Source organism: Bacillus sp. FSL K6-1012 (assembly GCF_037964915.1).
Taxonomy (GTDB): domain Bacteria; phylum Bacillota; class Bacilli; order Bacillales; family Bacillaceae; genus Bacillus; species Bacillus halotolerans.
The window spans coordinates 4,009,168-4,024,502 of sequence record NZ_CP150175.1 but is presented as its reverse complement, the minus strand read 5'-3'; the positions used below and the strand labels follow the sequence as shown (position 1 = coordinate 4,024,502).

The 15,335-nt window shown below is 47.8% G+C and carries 16 protein-coding genes; 13 read left to right on the top strand and 3 right to left on the bottom strand.

The features are described 5' to 3' along the window. Positions 1-200: 200 nt before the first annotated feature. The 5 genes from cydA to NSS75_RS20825 all read left to right on the top strand — a co-directional run bounded on the left by cydA (position 201) and on the right by NSS75_RS20825 (position 6,949). Positions 201-1,607 carry a cytochrome ubiquinol oxidase subunit I gene (gene cydA / locus NSS75_RS20845; RefSeq protein ID WP_339234850.1) on the top strand — a complete coding sequence of 469 codons (1,407 nt, stop codon included), beginning with the start codon at positions 201-203 and terminating at the stop codon, positions 1,605-1,607. After that, complete coding sequence (cydB, locus tag NSS75_RS20840; protein WP_339234847.1) at positions 1,591-2,607, top strand: cytochrome d ubiquinol oxidase subunit II; 1,017 nt, start codon at positions 1,591-1,593, stop codon at positions 2,605-2,607. Before cydA ends, cydB begins: the two co-directional genes overlap by 17 nt. Next, positions 2,607-4,310 (top strand): thiol reductant ABC exporter subunit CydD, encoded by a 1,704-nt coding sequence (cydD, locus tag NSS75_RS20835; RefSeq protein WP_339234845.1) that lies wholly within the window; start codon positions 2,607-2,609, stop codon positions 4,308-4,310. The genes cydB and cydD overlap by 1 nt, the downstream gene beginning before the upstream one ends. Beyond that, complete coding sequence (gene cydC, locus NSS75_RS20830; RefSeq protein WP_024123350.1) at positions 4,307-6,034, top strand: thiol reductant ABC exporter subunit CydC; 1,728 nt, start codon at positions 4,307-4,309, stop codon at positions 6,032-6,034. The genes cydD and cydC overlap by 4 nt, the downstream gene beginning before the upstream one ends. An 84-nt stretch (positions 6,035-6,118) precedes the next feature. Then, the gene (locus tag NSS75_RS20825; protein WP_339234842.1) at positions 6,119-6,949 is read left to right on the top strand and encodes an NAD(P)H-hydrate dehydratase; all 831 of its coding nucleotides are present in this window, start codon (positions 6,119-6,121) and stop codon (positions 6,947-6,949) included. A 12-nt stretch (positions 6,950-6,961) separates the two neighbouring features. On the opposite strand, the gene NSS75_RS20820 is transcribed toward NSS75_RS20825, so the two are convergent. Then, positions 6,962-8,335 carry a cytosine permease gene (locus NSS75_RS20820; RefSeq protein WP_339234838.1) on the bottom strand — a complete coding sequence of 458 codons (1,374 nt, stop codon included), beginning with the start codon at positions 8,333-8,335 and terminating at the stop codon, positions 6,962-6,964. Positions 8,336-8,547: 212 nt separating this feature from the next. Between NSS75_RS20820 and sigY the strand changes: the two genes are divergently transcribed. The 6 genes from sigY to NSS75_RS20790 are packed head-to-tail and all read left to right on the top strand — an operon-like array spanning position 8,548 to position 11,452. Beyond that, positions 8,548-9,084: an RNA polymerase sigma factor SigY gene (gene sigY / locus NSS75_RS20815; protein ID WP_095712702.1), complete on the top strand. Its 537-nt coding sequence runs from the start codon at positions 8,548-8,550 to the stop codon at positions 9,082-9,084. Next, a complete protein-coding gene (locus NSS75_RS20810) occupies positions 9,077-9,394 on the top strand; it encodes a YxlC family protein (protein ID WP_103672465.1) in 318 nt (105 codons plus the stop codon). The genes sigY and NSS75_RS20810 overlap by 8 nt, the downstream gene beginning before the upstream one ends. Further along, entirely contained in the window at positions 9,394-9,597 is a 204-nt protein-coding gene (gene yxlD, locus NSS75_RS20805; RefSeq protein WP_059292240.1) for a sigma Y negative regulator YxlD, read from the top strand. The genes NSS75_RS20810 and yxlD overlap by 1 nt, the downstream gene beginning before the upstream one ends. Continuing rightward, positions 9,597-9,785, top strand: a complete 189-nt coding sequence (yxlE, locus tag NSS75_RS20800) for a sigma Y negative regulator YxlE (RefSeq protein ID WP_024123344.1) — start codon at positions 9,597-9,599, stop codon at positions 9,783-9,785. Before yxlD ends, yxlE begins: the two co-directional genes overlap by 1 nt. Before the next feature lie 6 nt (positions 9,786-9,791). Further along, positions 9,792-10,679, top strand: a complete 888-nt coding sequence (locus tag NSS75_RS20795; protein ID WP_103672466.1) for an ABC transporter ATP-binding protein — start codon at positions 9,792-9,794, stop codon at positions 10,677-10,679. Then, the gene (locus NSS75_RS20790) at positions 10,676-11,452 is read left to right on the top strand and encodes an ABC transporter permease subunit (RefSeq protein ID WP_024123342.1); all 777 of its coding nucleotides are present in this window, start codon (positions 10,676-10,678) and stop codon (positions 11,450-11,452) included. The genes NSS75_RS20795 and NSS75_RS20790 overlap by 4 nt, the downstream gene beginning before the upstream one ends. On the opposite strand, the gene NSS75_RS20785 is transcribed toward NSS75_RS20790, so the two are convergent. Both NSS75_RS20785 and katX read right to left on the bottom strand, forming a co-directional pair. After that, positions 11,449-12,651: an MFS transporter gene (locus NSS75_RS20785; RefSeq protein ID WP_339234831.1), complete on the bottom strand. Its 1,203-nt coding sequence runs from the start codon at positions 12,649-12,651 to the stop codon at positions 11,449-11,451. The two genes, NSS75_RS20790 and NSS75_RS20785, sit on opposite strands and share 4 nt — an antisense overlap. Before the next feature lie 98 nt (positions 12,652-12,749). Further along, the gene (katX, locus tag NSS75_RS20780) at positions 12,750-14,393 is read right to left on the bottom strand and encodes a catalase KatX (RefSeq protein WP_339234828.1); all 1,644 of its coding nucleotides are present in this window, start codon (positions 14,391-14,393) and stop codon (positions 12,750-12,752) included. 127 nt (positions 14,394-14,520) lie between these two features. Here katX and NSS75_RS20775 point away from each other — a divergent pair, with 127 nt between their 5' ends. Together NSS75_RS20775 and NSS75_RS20770 are read left to right on the top strand one after the other, a co-directional pair. Continuing rightward, entirely contained in the window at positions 14,521-15,111 is a 591-nt protein-coding gene (locus NSS75_RS20775; protein WP_101859756.1) for a DNA-3-methyladenine glycosylase, read from the top strand. A gap of 69 nt (positions 15,112-15,180) precedes the next feature. Next, positions 15,181-15,297: a hypothetical protein gene (locus NSS75_RS20770; protein WP_339237713.1), complete on the top strand. Its 117-nt coding sequence runs from the start codon at positions 15,181-15,183 to the stop codon at positions 15,295-15,297. The last annotated feature ends 38 nt before the right edge of the window (positions 15,298-15,335 follow it).

Below are 15,335 nucleotides of genomic sequence, written 5' to 3'. Positions count from 1 at the left end.
TACTTAATATGAACCATTTAGAGATCGTGCCATTCGTCAGTCTGGCAATCTTGAATCATATTGGACGATTTTTTGACGTATTTGTGAAATATTGAACAATATTTTTTTCGTCTATTTTGTGAAATACTGATCAAAGTTTCGGTTCTGCTTGTGAAGTAGTGAACAATATAACATTCTCAACCGGAAATGGAGGATAAAGCATGAGTGAATTAGTATTAGCCCGCATTCAATTTGCATCAACAACGTTGTTTCATTTCTTGTTTGTGCCAATGTCTATCGGGCTTGTGTTTATGGTTGCATTGATGGAGACTCTTTATCTTGTGAAGAAAAATGAGCTGTACCTCAAAATGGCGAAGTTTTGGGGACACTTATTCTTAATAAATTTCGCAGTCGGTGTTGTTACGGGGATTTTACAAGAATTCCAGTTTGGACTGAACTGGTCTGATTATTCCCGTTTTGTCGGAGATGTATTTGGCGCGCCGCTTGCGATTGAAGCATTATTGGCGTTTTTCATGGAATCTATTTTTATCGGATTATGGATTTTCGGGTGGGACCGCCTGCCTAAAAAAATTCATGCGCTCTGCATTTGGCTCGTGTCATTCGGAACGATTATGTCGTCTTTCTGGATCTTAACAGCGAACTCCTTTATGCAGGAGCCGGTCGGCTTTACGATCAAAAACGGCCGCGCGGAAATGAATGACTTTGGCGCGCTGATTACAAATCCGCAGCTTTGGGTTGAATTCCCGCACGTCATTTTCGGTGCGCTTGCCACCGGGGCTTTCTTTATCGCCGGTGTCAGTGCTTTTAAAATATTAAAGAAAAAAGAAGTGCCATTCTTTAAACAATCTTTCAAACTCGCAATGATTGTCGGGCTTTGTGCAGGCCTTGGCGTCGGCCTTAGCGGACACATGCAGGCTGAACACTTGATGGAGTCACAGCCAATGAAAATGGCTGCCAGTGAAGGGCTTTGGGAAGACAGCGGCGACCCTGCTGCTTGGACGGCCTTTGCCACAATTGATACGAAAAATGAAAAGAGCTCTAATGAAATCAAAGTTCCTTACGCATTGAGCTATCTGGCTTATCAAAAATTCAGCGGCAGTGTCAAAGGAATGAAAACACTTCAGGCAGAGTACGAAAAAGTGTACGGAAAAGGCGACTATATTCCGCCTGTCAAAACGACGTTCTGGAGTTTCCGCATTATGGTTGGAGCAGGTGTTGTTATGATTCTTGCTGCGTTAGGCGGCCTTTGGCTAAACCGCCGCAAAAAGCTGGAAAACAGCAAATGGTATTTGCGCATCATGATCGCATTGATTTCCTTCCCGTTTATTGCGAACTCCGCGGGCTGGATTATGACAGAAATCGGGCGTCAGCCTTGGACGGTCATGGGTTTAATGACAACGGCTCAATCCGTGTCGCCTAACGTAACGGCGGGCTCCCTGTTATTCTCAATCATCGCGTTCGGTGTGATGTATATGATTTTGGGCGCATTGCTCGTCTTCTTGTTCATCCGTGAAATTAAAAAAGGCGCGGAGCATGATGATCATCATGATGTTCCTGTATCAACAGATCCATTTAGTCAGGAGGTATACCATGGCATCTCTTCATGATCTTTGGTTTATACTCGTTGCTGTATTGTTTGTAGGTTTCTTCTTTTTGGAAGGCTTTGATTTTGGGGTCGGCATGGCGACCCGTTTTCTTGGCCATAATGAATTAGAGCGCAGAGTGCTGATCAACACGATCGGACCGTTCTGGGACGCGAATGAAGTATGGCTTTTGACTGGTGCGGGTGCTATCTTCGCGGCGTTTCCAAACTGGTATGCAACAATGCTGAGCGGTTATTACATTCCGTTTGTCATTGTGCTGCTTGCGTTAATGGGCCGCGGGGTCGCGTTTGAATTCCGCGGCAAGGTTGATCATTTGAAATGGGTAAAGGTTTGGGACTGGGTGGTTTTCTTCGGCAGTCTGATTCCTCCGTTTGTGCTCGGTGTGTTATTTACGACATTATTCCGCGGTATGCCGATTGATGCGGATATGAACATTCACGCGCACTTATCTGATTATATAAATGTATATTCTGTACTAGGCGGCGTGACCGTAACACTTCTTTGCTTCCAGCATGGATTAATGTTCATCACGCTGCGTACGATTGGTGATTTGCAGCAGCGCGCCCGACAAATGGCGCAAAAGATAATGGGTGTTGTTTTTGTGGCGGTGCTTGCTTTCGCGGCCCTTTCTGCTTATGAGACAGACATGTTTACATGCCGCGGCGAGATTACAATACCGCTTGTTGTTTTAATTGTCATCTGCTTTATGCTTGCAGCTTTATTCATCCGCAAGAAAAAAGACGGCTGGACATTTGCGATGACAGGCGCGGGGCTTGCTCTGACCGTAGGAATGATTTTCATTTCATTATTCCCTCGGGTGATGGTCAGCTCGATTCAAAGCGCGTTCGATTTAACAGTAGCTAACGCTTCTTCCGGTGATTATTCGCTAAAAGTCATGTCAATTGCAGCATTAACGCTATTGCCGTTTGTAATCGGCAGCCAGATCTGGAGCTATTATGTCTTCCGGAAGCGCGTCAGTCATAAGGAGCCTATGACTTATTAATGGGAAAAGACCTGTTTCGATATAAAGGAATGAAGCGGATTCTCACCGTGATTACTTGCTTAACGCTGATTCAGACAGCCGCTATTATCATGCAGGCAGAGTGGCTGAGTGAAGCTGTAACCGGGCTTTTCAACGGGAAGAGCATTGCCTCCCTGTTTCCGGTGATCGGCTTTTTCCTCATCGCTTTTGTCGCGCGGCACGGGGTGACAGTGGCGCGTCAGAAAATCGTCTATCATTATGCCGCCCGGACGGGAGCTGATTTGAGGAAAAGCTTTCTCGATCAGCTGTTCCGCTTAGGCCCCCGCTTTGCAAAGAAAGAGGGGACGGGGCAAATGGTGACGCTGGCGATGGAAGGCATCAGCCAATTCCGCCGCTATCTAGAGCTGTTTTTGCCGAAAATGGTCAGCATGGCGATTGTGCCGGCTGCGGTTGTCATCTACGTGTTTTTTCAGGATCGGACTTCTGCGATTATTTTAGTCGCGGCCCTGCCGATTCTGATTATTTTTATGATTCTTCTTGGCCTTGTCGCACAGCGAAAAGCGGATCGCCAGTGGAAATCATACCAGACATTGTCCAACCATTTCGTTGATTCTCTTCGCGGATTGGAGACTTTGCGTTTTTTAGGATTGAGCAAATCGCATAGCAAAAACATTTTCCACGTCAGTGAGCGGTATCGCAAAGCGACAATGAGCACACTGCGGGTGGCGTTTTTATCTTCATTTGCTCTCGATTTTTTCACGATGCTGTCGGTGGCGACAGTTGCTGTGTTTTTAGGCTTGCGTTTGATTGACGGCGATATTTTGCTTGGCCCCGCTTTAACAGCGCTTATTCTGGCACCTGAATATTTTCTGCCGGTGCGGGAAGTGGGAAATGATTATCATGCGACGCTTAATGGACAGGAAGCGGGCAAGACGATTCAAAACATATTATCTCAGCCGGGATTCAAAGAAGAGGCGACGCTTCAGCTTGAAACATGGTCCAATCAGGATGAACTGAAGCTGTCAGGCGTCTCAGCCGGCCGAGCGATGTCTGATATTACTCTTTCATTTAAAGGGAAGAAAAAAATCGGCATTATTGGGGCAAGCGGTGCCGGAAAATCAACATTAATCGATATTCTCGGAGGATTTTTGGAGCCGGATGACGGTGTTATCAGTGTGAATGGTTCAAGCCGTTCGCATCTGCAGGACGGGAACTGGCAGAAAAACCTGCTCTATATTCCGCAGCATCCTTATATTTTTGATGATACGCTGGCGAACAATATCCGGTTTTATCACCCAAGCGCTTCTGCTGAAGATACAGCCCGCGCTGCTTCCTCAGCGGGATTGACAGAGTTTGTAAACACCCTTCCTGAAGGATTAGAGGGACGGATCGGAGAAGGCGGCCGGGCGCTCAGCGGCGGTCAGGCTCAGCGTGTCGCGCTTGCCCGCGCTTTTTTGGGTAACCGCCCGATTCTGCTGCTGGATGAGCCGACCGCCCATCTGGATATCGAAACAGAATATGAAATAAAAGAAACGATGCTGGATTTATTTGATGACAAGCTCGTCTTTCTCGCGACACACCGCCTCCATTGGATGCTCGATATGGATGAAATTATCGTGCTGGACGGAGGCAGGGTAGCAGAAATCGGGACTCACGATGAATTGCTGGCGAAAAACGGTGTGTACACCAAACTCGTGAAGGCACAACTGGGGGAAAGAGCATGAAGAAAGAAGAATGGATTCTGCCGTATATCAAGCAAAATGCCCGTCTGTTTGTTCTTGTTGTCTTTTTGGGCGCGGTGACGATTTTTTCCGCTGCTTTTCTCATGTTTACTTCTGGGTTTTTAATTTCAAAGGCGGCGACAAGGCCGGAGAACATCCTGCTCATTTATGTGCCGATTGTCGCCGTTCGAACCTTTGGGATCGCCCGGTCTGTGTCACGATATGTGGAGCGCCTGATCGGACATCATATCATTTTGAAAATCGTGTCAGACATGCGCGTCCGCCTTTACAACATGCTTGAGCCTGGCGCTTTGATGCTGCGGTCCCGTTTTCGCACGGGAGATATGCTCGGCATTTTGTCTGAGGATATTGAGCATTTGCAGGATGCCTTCTTAAAAACCATTTTCCCTGCCATCTCAGCCTTGCTTTTGTATGCTGTTTCAGTGATTGCGCTTGGCTTTTTCTCTTGGCCGTTTGCCATTTTGCTGGCGCTTTATTTGTTTGTTCTGGTTGTGCTGTTTCCGGTCGTGTCTTTGCTTGTGACGCGGGCGAAGAATGCCAAGCTGAAAAGCGGGCGAAATGTGCTGTACAGCCGTCTCACAGATGCCGTGATGGGGGTCAGCGACTGGATGTTCAGCGGACGCCGGCATGCTTTTATTGATTCCTATGAAAGAGAAGAAAACGCTTGGTTTGAGCTGGAACGCAAAAAACATCGTTTTACAAGATGGCGGGATTTCGCCGCGCAATGCCTTGTCGCCGGCCTCATTTTGCTGATGCTGTTTTGGACGGCGGGGCAGCATGCAAATGGCGAACTCGCCAAAACGATGATTGCTGCCTTTGTGCTTGTTGTGTTCCCGCTGACAGAAGCTTTTCTGCCGCTTTCTGATGCGTTGGGCGAAGTGCCGGGTTATCAGGATTCTATCAGAAGAATGAACAAGGTGGCTCCTCAGCCTGAAGCTTCACAAACAGAGTCTGCGGCTGACAGGCTTGATCTCAAAGACGTCACTTTGGCGTTTCGCGATGTGACGTTTTCTTATGACAACAGCAGCCAAGTACTGAACCATTTTTCCTTTACGCTGCGTCAAGGAGAAAAAATGGCGCTGCTCGGCCGGAGCGGCTCAGGAAAATCAACATCACTCGCATTAATTGAGGGCGCATTGAATCCTGACTCAGGCTCGGTAACGTTAAACGGAGTGGACACGGCGCTTGTAAAGGATCAGATTGCTGATGCGGTGGCTGTGTTAAATCAAAAGCCTCACTTGTTTGATACAAGCATTTTGAATAACATCAGGCTCGGAAACGGAAAGGCGAGCGACGAGGATGTGCGCCGCGCCGCAAAGCAGGTGAAGCTGCATGATTACATTGAGTCGCTGCCTGATGGATATCATACTTCAGTTCAAGAAACCGGAATCCGATTTTCAGGAGGAGAGCGGCAGCGGATCGCGCTCGCCCGGATTTTGCTGCAGGATACGCCGATCATTATACTTGATGAGCCTACAGTAGGCTTGGACCCTATCACGGAACGCGAACTGATGGAAACCGTGTTTGAGGTGCTGAAAGGTAAAACGATTCTTTGGATTACGCATCACTTGGCGGGAGTGGAAGCAGCTGATAAAATCGTCTTTCTGGAAAATGGAAAAACAGAAATGGAAGGAACACACGAGGAACTGCTGGCGACGAACGAACGGTATCGCCGTCTTTATCACCTCGACGTTCCTGTAAAATAAAAGACAGCCTCTGGGGCTGTCTTTTTTGTTTGAAAAGGAAGTAGTGCAGGAAAAATAAGAAGAGAAATAAGAGGAGGTATGGATATGAATGTTCCGATTTGGACGGAAGAGCATGTAAGGGCTGCGCTCCCTGAAAGAGATGCAGCGAGCCATAAAGGTACGTACGGTACGGCTTTGCTGCTGGCGGGAAGCGACGACATGCCGGGCGCTGCGCTTTTAGCCGGGCTTGGTGCCATGCGGAGCGGTCTCGGCAAGCTTGTCATCGGCACGTCTGAAAGCGTGATCCCGCTGATCGTTCCGGTTCTGCCGGAGGCCACGTATTGGCGTGACGGCTGGGAAAAAGCGGCGGGCTCTCGCCTTAAAGAGACGTACCGGGCAATTGCGATCGGTTCGGGGCTTCCGCAAACAGAGAGGGTGCAGCAGGCCGTTGATCAAGTCCTTGAGAAGGATTGCCCCGTTATTTTGGATGCCGGGGCGCTGACAAAGCGCACGTATCCGAAACGGAAGGCGCCCGTCATCCTTACGCCGCATCCAGGTGAGTTTTCCCGAATGACAGGGGTTCCGGTGAAAGACTTGCAAAATAAAAGAGAAGAATATGCCAAGGAGTGGGCGGTTCAGCTGCAAACGGTGATCGTGTTAAAAGGAAATCAAACCATCATCGCGTTTCCCGATGGCGACTGCTGGAGCAATCCGACCGGAAACGGGGCACTCGCCAAAGGCGGAACCGGCGACACACTGACGGGAATGATATTGGGCATGCTTTGCTGCCACAAAGACCCGAAACATGCCGTATTAAATGCCGTATACTTGCACGGTGCATGCGCCGAGCTTTGGACTGACGAACACTCTGCCCATACGCTGTTCGCCCACGAGCTCTCTGACATGTTGCCTCGTGTGTGGAAACGATTTGAATGAAAAAAGCTGTCTTCATAGGGAAGACAGCTTTTCTTGATAGCCCGCTCGTTTTTTCAGTCGCGGTTTCATGAGTACATAATATAGTACAGAAGGCACGGCTAAGCCGATAATCCAGGCGATATCCCCGCCGCCAAACATTTTTGCCAATGGCCCGATGTAAAAGGATGTATTGATAAACGGAATTTCTAACAAGATGGACAGAATGAAAGCAATCGTTGTGATCCAATTGACTCTTCCATATGGCCCGTTGACATCAAACATCGCTTTGACCTCATAGTTCCCGTGGCGGACGAAGTAGTAATCCACTAAATTGATCGCCGTCCATGGAATTAAGAAATAACTGATAAAAAAGATAAAATTCAAAAACAGCTCCATAAAATTACTTTGCCCGAGAAGGCTTAGGAATGTTCCGACGACGGTGACGCCAAGGATCATGATGATTCTGATTTTCGGTGTGACTTTTAATTTCAGAAACGGCTCAAGCGTAGTCGTCGTGGACATAAAAGCTCCATACAAGTTAAAGACATTAATCGCCATCTGGCCAAATAAAACAATGATCAGCATAATGAACGAGAAGGGACCGAACAATTGCACAATCTGGGTCCCTGAGTTTGTCGTAAAATCAGGAAGTGCCGTGGTCAGCAGCGCGCCGAGCAGCATCATCCAGATGGAGCTGACAGATGTTCCTGCATAGCTGTACCAAAACGTTTGGGACGCCGGTGTTTTAATTGGCAGATATCTGGAATAATCGGCGACATAAGGCGCATAGGCAAGCTGCCAAGTTGCTACGGCGCTGACTGCCACCAAGAAAACGGGCAAGTCGACCGTCCCGGGCATCCAGCTGCCTGCCGGAATCGGTAATTGGAAAATGAGTATCGTTGCAGCAAAAAATACGGCAAAAGAGGTCCAAGAAAGGATTTTTTGCATTTTGTGAATCAAATCATGACCGAAAATGGTGAGTAAAAAACATGCGGCGCTTAAGCCTATAATGCTCCATGATCCCGGGATGGGAACAAAGCTGCTTAAGGTCCCGGCCGCCAGAATTGTACTGCTTGCGAAGAAACCAAGGTAGATAAACATGACTAAGAAGAGGGGAAGAATCGCTCCGATTACGCCGAATTGGGCACGGCTTTGAATCATTTGCGGGATGCCGAGCTGGGGTCCTTGCGCGGAATGAGAAGCCATAAATATGGCACCAATTAAGGTTCCGCAAATAATAGCGGCAACACTCCAAAACAGATTAAGTCCCATTGCAACGGGAAGAGTACCGGTCACTAACGTGGTGATATGCATATTGGCCCCGAACCATACGGGAAATAAATCTTTTGCTTTACCATGTCTTTCTTCATTCGGAATATATTCAATCGTTCGCCTTTCTACTTTCAATGCATCGTCCTCCATATATAATGAAATTTTGAAATAGACATAAAAACATAGCTTAACAGACTGTACTTCGCTTTACAAATTTAGATGTTCACGAAAACTGATGAGAGGCCAGTGAAGTCAATAGATCAAAAGAATTATAAAAAAGTTGAACGCTCTGGAATCCGGTGTCGTCTCATAAGGCAAGATAACAAAAAAAGGGGGGATCGCGGCCGTTGGATACAAATGAAGAACAGCAATTGATTCAGCAGGCGAAAGAGGGAAGCGACGAGGCGTTTACAGCCCTTTTTCAGCATTATTATTCTTTTCTATATAAATACTTGTTAAAGCTTTCCCTTCACCCTGACGTTAGCGAGGATCTAGTTCAGGAAACCTTTCTGAAAGGATACGTCCATCTGGGGAGTTTTCAAGGCCGATCCAAATTCTCCACTTGGCTGATCTCTATCGCGTCAAGACTCTACCTTGATCACCAGAAAAAGAGAAAGAGAGAATGGAAACGAAATCAGGCTGTTACAGAGGAAACGATACGCAAGATCAAGTGGGACGTGTCAACGAAAGGCTCTGAGTGGAGCGAGACGCTTGATCTCTTTTCTCAGCTTGACCCGAAGCTGCGCACGCCCGTTTTATTAAGGCACTATTACGGCTATACCTATGCTGATATCGGAATGATGCTGCATATCAAAGAAGGCACGGTAAAGTCCAGAGTCCATAAAGGGCTCCAGCAAATCAGAAAGGAGTGGACTGATGAATAAAGAAAAGCGATCTGTTCATTTAAAATCGGAATTGCAGAAAATTGACCAATGCGCCAACCCGAATATACCGAGTCAAAAAGAATTGCTTGATCAGCTGTCACAAATGAAAGCCGAACGAAGAAAAAGCGTGCTGAAAGAAGTTATCTTATTTGTGTTCTCTGCACTAGTAGTGGTAAGCGCGGCGACTCTGGCATTTACTCAAGTTCCCGCTGCTTTTGTCGTGCTTCAGGTCTGTGCGCTGGCTGTCCTGCCGATTTTGATTGCAGCTGAGAAAAAACGATACCTTGGCGAACGTGAGGTGAAACACTGATGTCCCAAACAGATTTGACGATTTTTGTGTTTGCTTATCTGATTGTATTGGCACAGGGAATCTTTTTATTCATTGATGCGAAAAAACGGGATCGTCTGGCATGGGTGTGGGGAATTGTCGGACTGATTCAAGCGCCGATGCCTCTGATTTGCTATTACTTTTTTGTGATAAGGCCTGACCGAAAAAATAGGAGGATCAGCTAATGAATATTTCTTGGGAAATGATTGTACCGCTGATTGTGTTACAGGCCGTGCTGGCAGTGTTTGCCCTGATCAGCTGTGTGAAAGAAGAGCGGACAAACGGGCCGAAATGGATGTGGGCAGCAGTGATTATATGCATCAATATTATTGGGCCGATTTTATTTTTTACCGTCGGCAGAAAGCAAAGGTGAGCGAGCATGCTATCTATTGAGTCATTATGCAAATCATACCGGCATCATCAAGCTGTACGGAATGTCAGCTTTCAAGTCAAGGAGAACGAGTGTGTCGCTCTATTAGGACCGAATGGGGCTGGTAAAACCACAACGCTTCAAATGCTGTCCGGACTGCTGTCACCCACCTCCGGGACGATCAAGCTGTACGGGGAGAAAAAGGCAGATCGCAGTATGATCGGCTACCTTCCGCAGTACCCGGCTTTTTATTCATGGATGACGGCAAATGAATTTTTAACCTTTGCCGGGAGACTGTCTGGCCTTTCAAAGAAAAAATGCCAAGAGAAAATAGGCGAAATGCTGGAGTTTGTCGGTTTGCAGGACGCGGCAAACAAAAGAATCGGCGGTTATTCTGGCGGCATGAAACAAAGGCTCGGTCTGGCTCAGGCTCTGCTTCATAAACCGAAGCTTTTGATTTTGGATGAACCGGTTTCTGCCCTGGACCCTTCAGGGCGTATCGAGGTGCTGGATATGATGAGGGAGCTGAAAAAACATATGGCTGTTCTGTTTTCTACTCATGTTTTGCACGATGCGGAGCAGGTGTGTGATCAAGTCGTGATCATGAAAAGCGGCGAGATTTCATGGAAAGGCGCTTTACAGCAGCTCAAAGAACAGCATCAAACGAATGTTTTCACTCTTACTGTGAAAGAGAAACTGAAGGGCTGGCTTGAAGAGAAGCCTTATATATCCGATGTTGTCTATATGAATCCGTCCCAAGCTGTTTTTGAGCTAAGCGATACAGGCTCTGGCAGGATATTGCTGAGTGATTGTATCCAAATGGGATTGACAGTCACCCGTTTTGAACAGAAAACAGAGTCTCTCGAAGACGTCTATCTTAAGGTGGTGCACGCATGAATGTCATGATGACGCTATTACAAAAGGAATGGCTGGAAGGCTGGAGAAGCGGAAAGCTGATCTGGCTGCCCATTGCGATGATGATCGTGGGGCTGACGCAGCCGCTGACCATTTATTATATGCCGGAAATCATTGCGCATGGGGGGAACCTTCCAGACGGTATGAAAATCAGTTTTACCATGCCTTCCGGATCTGAGGTGATGGTGAGCACGCTTTCCCAATTTAACACGCTTGGCATGGCGCTGATCATCTTCAGTGTCATGGGCAGTGTGGCGAATGAAAGAAATCAAGGTGTAACGGCTCTGATTATGTCGCGGCCAGTGACGGCAGCCCAGTATATATTGAACAAATGGATCACACAAAGCATGATCGGGATCGCGTCGTTTGCAGCTGGGTACGGACTTGCTTATTATTACGTCCGGATATTGTTTGAGCACGCATCGTTCAGCCGCTTTGCAGCAAGCCTTGGGCTCTACTCTCTTTGGATGATGTTTATTGTTACTGCAGGGCTTGCCGGAAGCACGATGTTTCGGTCTCTCGGAGCAGCCGCGGCAGCCGGAATTGGGCTGACGGCTGCCGTTTCCTTTGCTGTCTCGCTTTTTCCTGATGGTGCGAAATGGCTGCCGGCTGAGCTTTGCAAGCAGGCGGAGCATATTCTGCTTCATGGAGAGCGGGCGGACTTTTTCGGATGGTCGCTCACATTCTCCATTCTGTGCATCATGCTTCTGGCCGTTTTTTCTGTGTGGCGCTTCCGCCGGTATGAAAGCTATTAACTGATCAGTTTTCGCTTTGTGGCCAGCATCATCATCAAAGCGGCCAATGCCATCAATCCGGCTCCATAAAATACCTCGGCCAAACCGAAAATCTGTGCGATTTTTCCGGCGAGAAGGGGGCCGGTAAAGATGCCCAGCGCATAAAACGATTGATAAAATCCCATGGCTGACATTTTTAAACGCGCTGAGCTGATATCGACGACCCGGCTTAACAATAGGGGAAACACAAAGCCAAGCGCCAGACCGATGAAAGCATGGGTCATGCAAACTGTGAGCAATGAAGCTGAAAAAGGAACGAACATCAAACAGACTCCAATGACAGCAAAACAGATCAGCATGGTGCCATAGGCGATTCTTCCGGTAAAACGCAAAAACAAAAAGCTCAGGGTAGCCGCTGCATGAGGGAGAAAAAAGGCGGTCATCACCCAAAGCAGTTCGATGTCTCCCATTCCGAGCTGGTTCGTGTAAAGCGGCGTAAAACCAAACACCGTCATAAATAGCACGGCATGTGCAGTCATAGATAGAATCGTGAAAATCTTCAGCTTCGGCAGCCGCAATGTGTCTTTGATGTATTGCGGCATACGGACCGTCTTGTGATTAGCGGGAAAAATCGACGGATCTTTAATAAAGCAGCATATCACAAGGCCGATGCACGAGGCAGCCAGTGCCATCCAAAACGGAACCTGCCTGCCTAAATGCGCTGCTGCAAGCCCGCAGAACACAATGCTGACAAACTGAGGCATGACGGTGAAAAACTGCATGATGCCCATTGCTTTTGAGGCACTGCCATCTTTGAAATAATGAGCGTATAGAATCGTCGCCATCACCCACATGGATGCTGTAATCCCCGCGAGAAGCCGGGCGGTCAGGACGAAGAAAAAAGAATCAAACGCAAGAAAAAGCACGCTGCTGAGAATGGAACATCCAAAGCCGGCGATTAACAATGGCTTGCGCAGAGAAAATAGAATTTCTGACAGAAGCCCAAGCGGGAACCGCAGCAGGATTTGGGTCACCCCGTAGCTTCCGAGAATCATGCCGATCGCTCCGTATGAAAAGTGCAGATCCTCCAAATACAGGCTGAAAACAGGAACGTAAATATAGCCCGAAAACCAAAAACAAAATACCATGCATAAGAAAACGGCGTGATCTAAAGTGCCGATTGTTTTTTGCTGAGGAATCAGCGGCTGCTGAATTTCCATGCTCTCACCACCTCTTTCCTTCCAGTACAACACAATTTGTGGAAACGTTTCAATAGAGAAATGAAAAAACAGGACTTCAAAAAGTCCTGTTTTTGGTGTTAATACGGATCAGACGGATGGCTTTCCTGTTCGGCTTGCTCGGCGGCTTGAGCCGTTTCTGTCGTGCCGATCGGTCCGTTGCTGTTATTTTCTGAAGCCTTTTTCAGCCCTTCCGCCACGCGTTTTCCGTAGTCCGGATCGGCTTTTGTGAAATTCTCAATCATTTGCTCCTGAATTTCTTTTCTGCAGGTTGAAAGCGTATTGACCAGATTTGTGATGAGTTCAGTGCGCTCAAACTCAGTAAATCTCCGGTACGTTTCACCGGCTTGTCCGAAATTGTTCGTTCTGTCGATCGCTTCCCGCTTCAGGTTACCTTCGACATGCGGGGTGTGGTCTTTACCATCTTGCTTCGCTTCCTTCAGCCCGCCCATAATCGACGGTTCATAGTTGACATGCGGATTTTGACCTTCGCCGATATCCACGCGGTATTGCATTTGCCCCCCTTGCTGGTTGGTCGCGACGTGTTTTTTCGGTGAGTTGATTGGCAGCTGCAGGTAGTTTGCGCCAACTCTGTACCGCTGCGTATCGGAATAGGAAAACGTCCGGCCTTGAAGCAATTTGTCATCAGAAAAATCAAGCCCGTCGACAAGGACCCCTGTGCCGAATGAAGCCTGTTCTACTTCAGAATGGTAATTCTCAGGGTTTTTGTTTAACACTAATTTGCCGATCGGCTTCCACGGGAAGTCCTCTTTATACCACAGCTTAGTCGGATCAAGCGGATCAAAGTCGAGCTCCGGATGCTCGTCATCACTCATGATTTGGGCATACACCTCCCACTCCGGATAATCGCCGTTTTCAATCGCTTCATACAAATCCTGTGTCGCGTGGTTGAAGTTTTTCCCCTGAATCTTTTCTGCTTCCTTCTGTGTCAGGTTGCGGATGCCCTGTTTCGGTTCAAAATGGTATTTTACAAGAACGGCCTTGCCTTCCTCATTCACCCATTTGTAGGCATGAACGCCTGAACCCTGCATCTGCCGGTAGTTGGCAGGAATGCCCCAAGGCGAAAACAAGAATGTGATCATATGTGTCGCTTCAGGAGATTGAGAAATGAAGTCGAAAATACGTTCACCATCTTGGATATTGGTCACCGGATCAGGCTGAAACGCGTGTACAAGATCCGGGAATTTCAGCGGATCGCGAATAAAAAAGATTTTCAGGTTGTTCCCGACCAAATCCCAGTTTCCGTCTTCAGTATAAAGCTTAACGGCAAAACCGCGCGGGTCCCGTAATGTTTCAGGTGAATGTTTTCCGTGATTCACCGTGGAAAAACGGACAAATGCCGGCGTTTTCTTGCCTTTTTCCTGAAAAAGCTTCGCTCGTGTGTACTTTGAAATCGGCTCGTCTCCAAAACTGCCATAGGCTTCGAAATATCCGTGTGCGCCTGCACCCCTGGCATGCACAACACGTTCGGGAATGCGTTCCCTGTCAAAGTGGCTGATTTTTTCGAGAAAATCGTAATTTTCCAGCGTTGTCGGCCCTCTGTTCCCGACCGTCCTCACATTCTGGTTGTCGGTGACAGGATGCCCCTGTCTGTTCGTCAAGGTATCCTCTGACTCGTTTTTCCCGGATGTCTTATGAGAAAGTGCATCCTCACTGCCTTCGACATTTGTGCCGTGATACTCTGTTTGATGATCATCTTTCATTGGTTGAGCCTCCTTTTTGAACGGTAACAATATTCCCTTAATGGAAGAATTTTAAAACTGAAGTTTTTTTTTAGCTGCTTCGGGAATGGTACAATTACCAAAACGAAAAAAGGAGAGTACGACATTCGTGACCAGAAAAAGAAATCCGCTGCCCATCACGTTTTATCAAAAAACGGCCCTAGAACTGGCTCCTTCTCTTCTCGGCTGTCTTTTGGTAAAGGAAACGGATGAAGGGACAGCTTCAGGTTTTATTGTGGAAACAGAGGCCTATATGGGAGCCGGGGACAGAGCAGCCCACAGCTTTAACAACCGCCGGACGAAGCGGACTGAGATTATGTTTGGTGAAGCTGGCCGTGTGTATACGTATGTGATGCACACCCATACATTGCTGAACGTCGTTGCCGCAGAAGAGGACGTTCCGCAAGCGGTATTAATCAGGGCGATTGAGCCTCATGAAGGCCAGCTGTTAATGGAGGAAAGAAGGCCGGGCCGGCGTCCGAGAGAATGGACAAATGGTCCCGGAAAGTTAACGAAAGCGCTTGGCGTCACGATGAATGACTACGGACGCTGGATCACGGAACAGCCGCTTTACATTGAAAGCGGGTACACACCGGAAGACATGTCAACCGGCCCGCGCATCGGCATCGACAACAGCGGAGAGGCACGCGATTATCCGTGGCGTTTCTGGGTGACGGGAAACAGGTACGTGTCGCGTTAGCATGTTTAAACAAAGGAGAATCAGGGGAATGGTTGAGAAAAAGAAGGGAGAATCGGAGCTTTGAAAAAAATGATCAAAACCGTTATCAAATGGGCGCCGGTCATTTACCCGGTTGTTCGAAAAATCATGAAGGACCGCAAGGCGTCTAAACAAAAGAACATGTCCGCATCCCGAACAGTCGGCTGATCCCGGCTGTTTTTTTATGGGTCTGTTTTCCCTCTTGT

Coding starts and splice junctions, on each gene's coding strand:
- NSS75_RS20810 (WP_103672465.1), top strand. CDS start 9,077: ATGAATAAAGAAAAGCGATCTGTTCATTTAAAATCGGAATTGCAGAAA.
- cydB (WP_339234847.1), top strand. CDS start 1,591: ATGGCATCTCTTCATGATCTTTGGTTTATACTCGTTGCTGTATTGTTT.
- cydD (WP_339234845.1), top strand. CDS start 2,607: ATGGGAAAAGACCTGTTTCGATATAAAGGAATGAAGCGGATTCTCACC.
- cydA (WP_339234850.1), top strand. CDS start 201: ATGAGTGAATTAGTATTAGCCCGCATTCAATTTGCATCAACAACGTTG.
- NSS75_RS20825 (WP_339234842.1), top strand. CDS start 6,119: ATGAATGTTCCGATTTGGACGGAAGAGCATGTAAGGGCTGCGCTCCCT.
- yxlD (WP_059292240.1), top strand. CDS start 9,394: ATGTCCCAAACAGATTTGACGATTTTTGTGTTTGCTTATCTGATTGTA.
- cydC (WP_024123350.1), top strand. CDS start 4,307: ATGAAGAAAGAAGAATGGATTCTGCCGTATATCAAGCAAAATGCCCGT.
- NSS75_RS20770 (WP_339237713.1), top strand. CDS start 15,181: ATGATCAAAACCGTTATCAAATGGGCGCCGGTCATTTACCCGGTTGTT.
- katX (WP_339234828.1), bottom strand. CDS start 14,393: ATGAAAGATGATCATCAAACAGAGTATCACGGCACAAATGTCGAAGGC.
- NSS75_RS20790 (WP_024123342.1), top strand. CDS start 10,676: ATGAATGTCATGATGACGCTATTACAAAAGGAATGGCTGGAAGGCTGG.
- NSS75_RS20785 (WP_339234831.1), bottom strand. CDS start 12,651: ATGGAAATTCAGCAGCCGCTGATTCCTCAGCAAAAAACAATCGGCACT.
- NSS75_RS20795 (WP_103672466.1), top strand. CDS start 9,792: ATGCTATCTATTGAGTCATTATGCAAATCATACCGGCATCATCAAGCT.
- yxlE (WP_024123344.1), top strand. CDS start 9,597: ATGAATATTTCTTGGGAAATGATTGTACCGCTGATTGTGTTACAGGCC.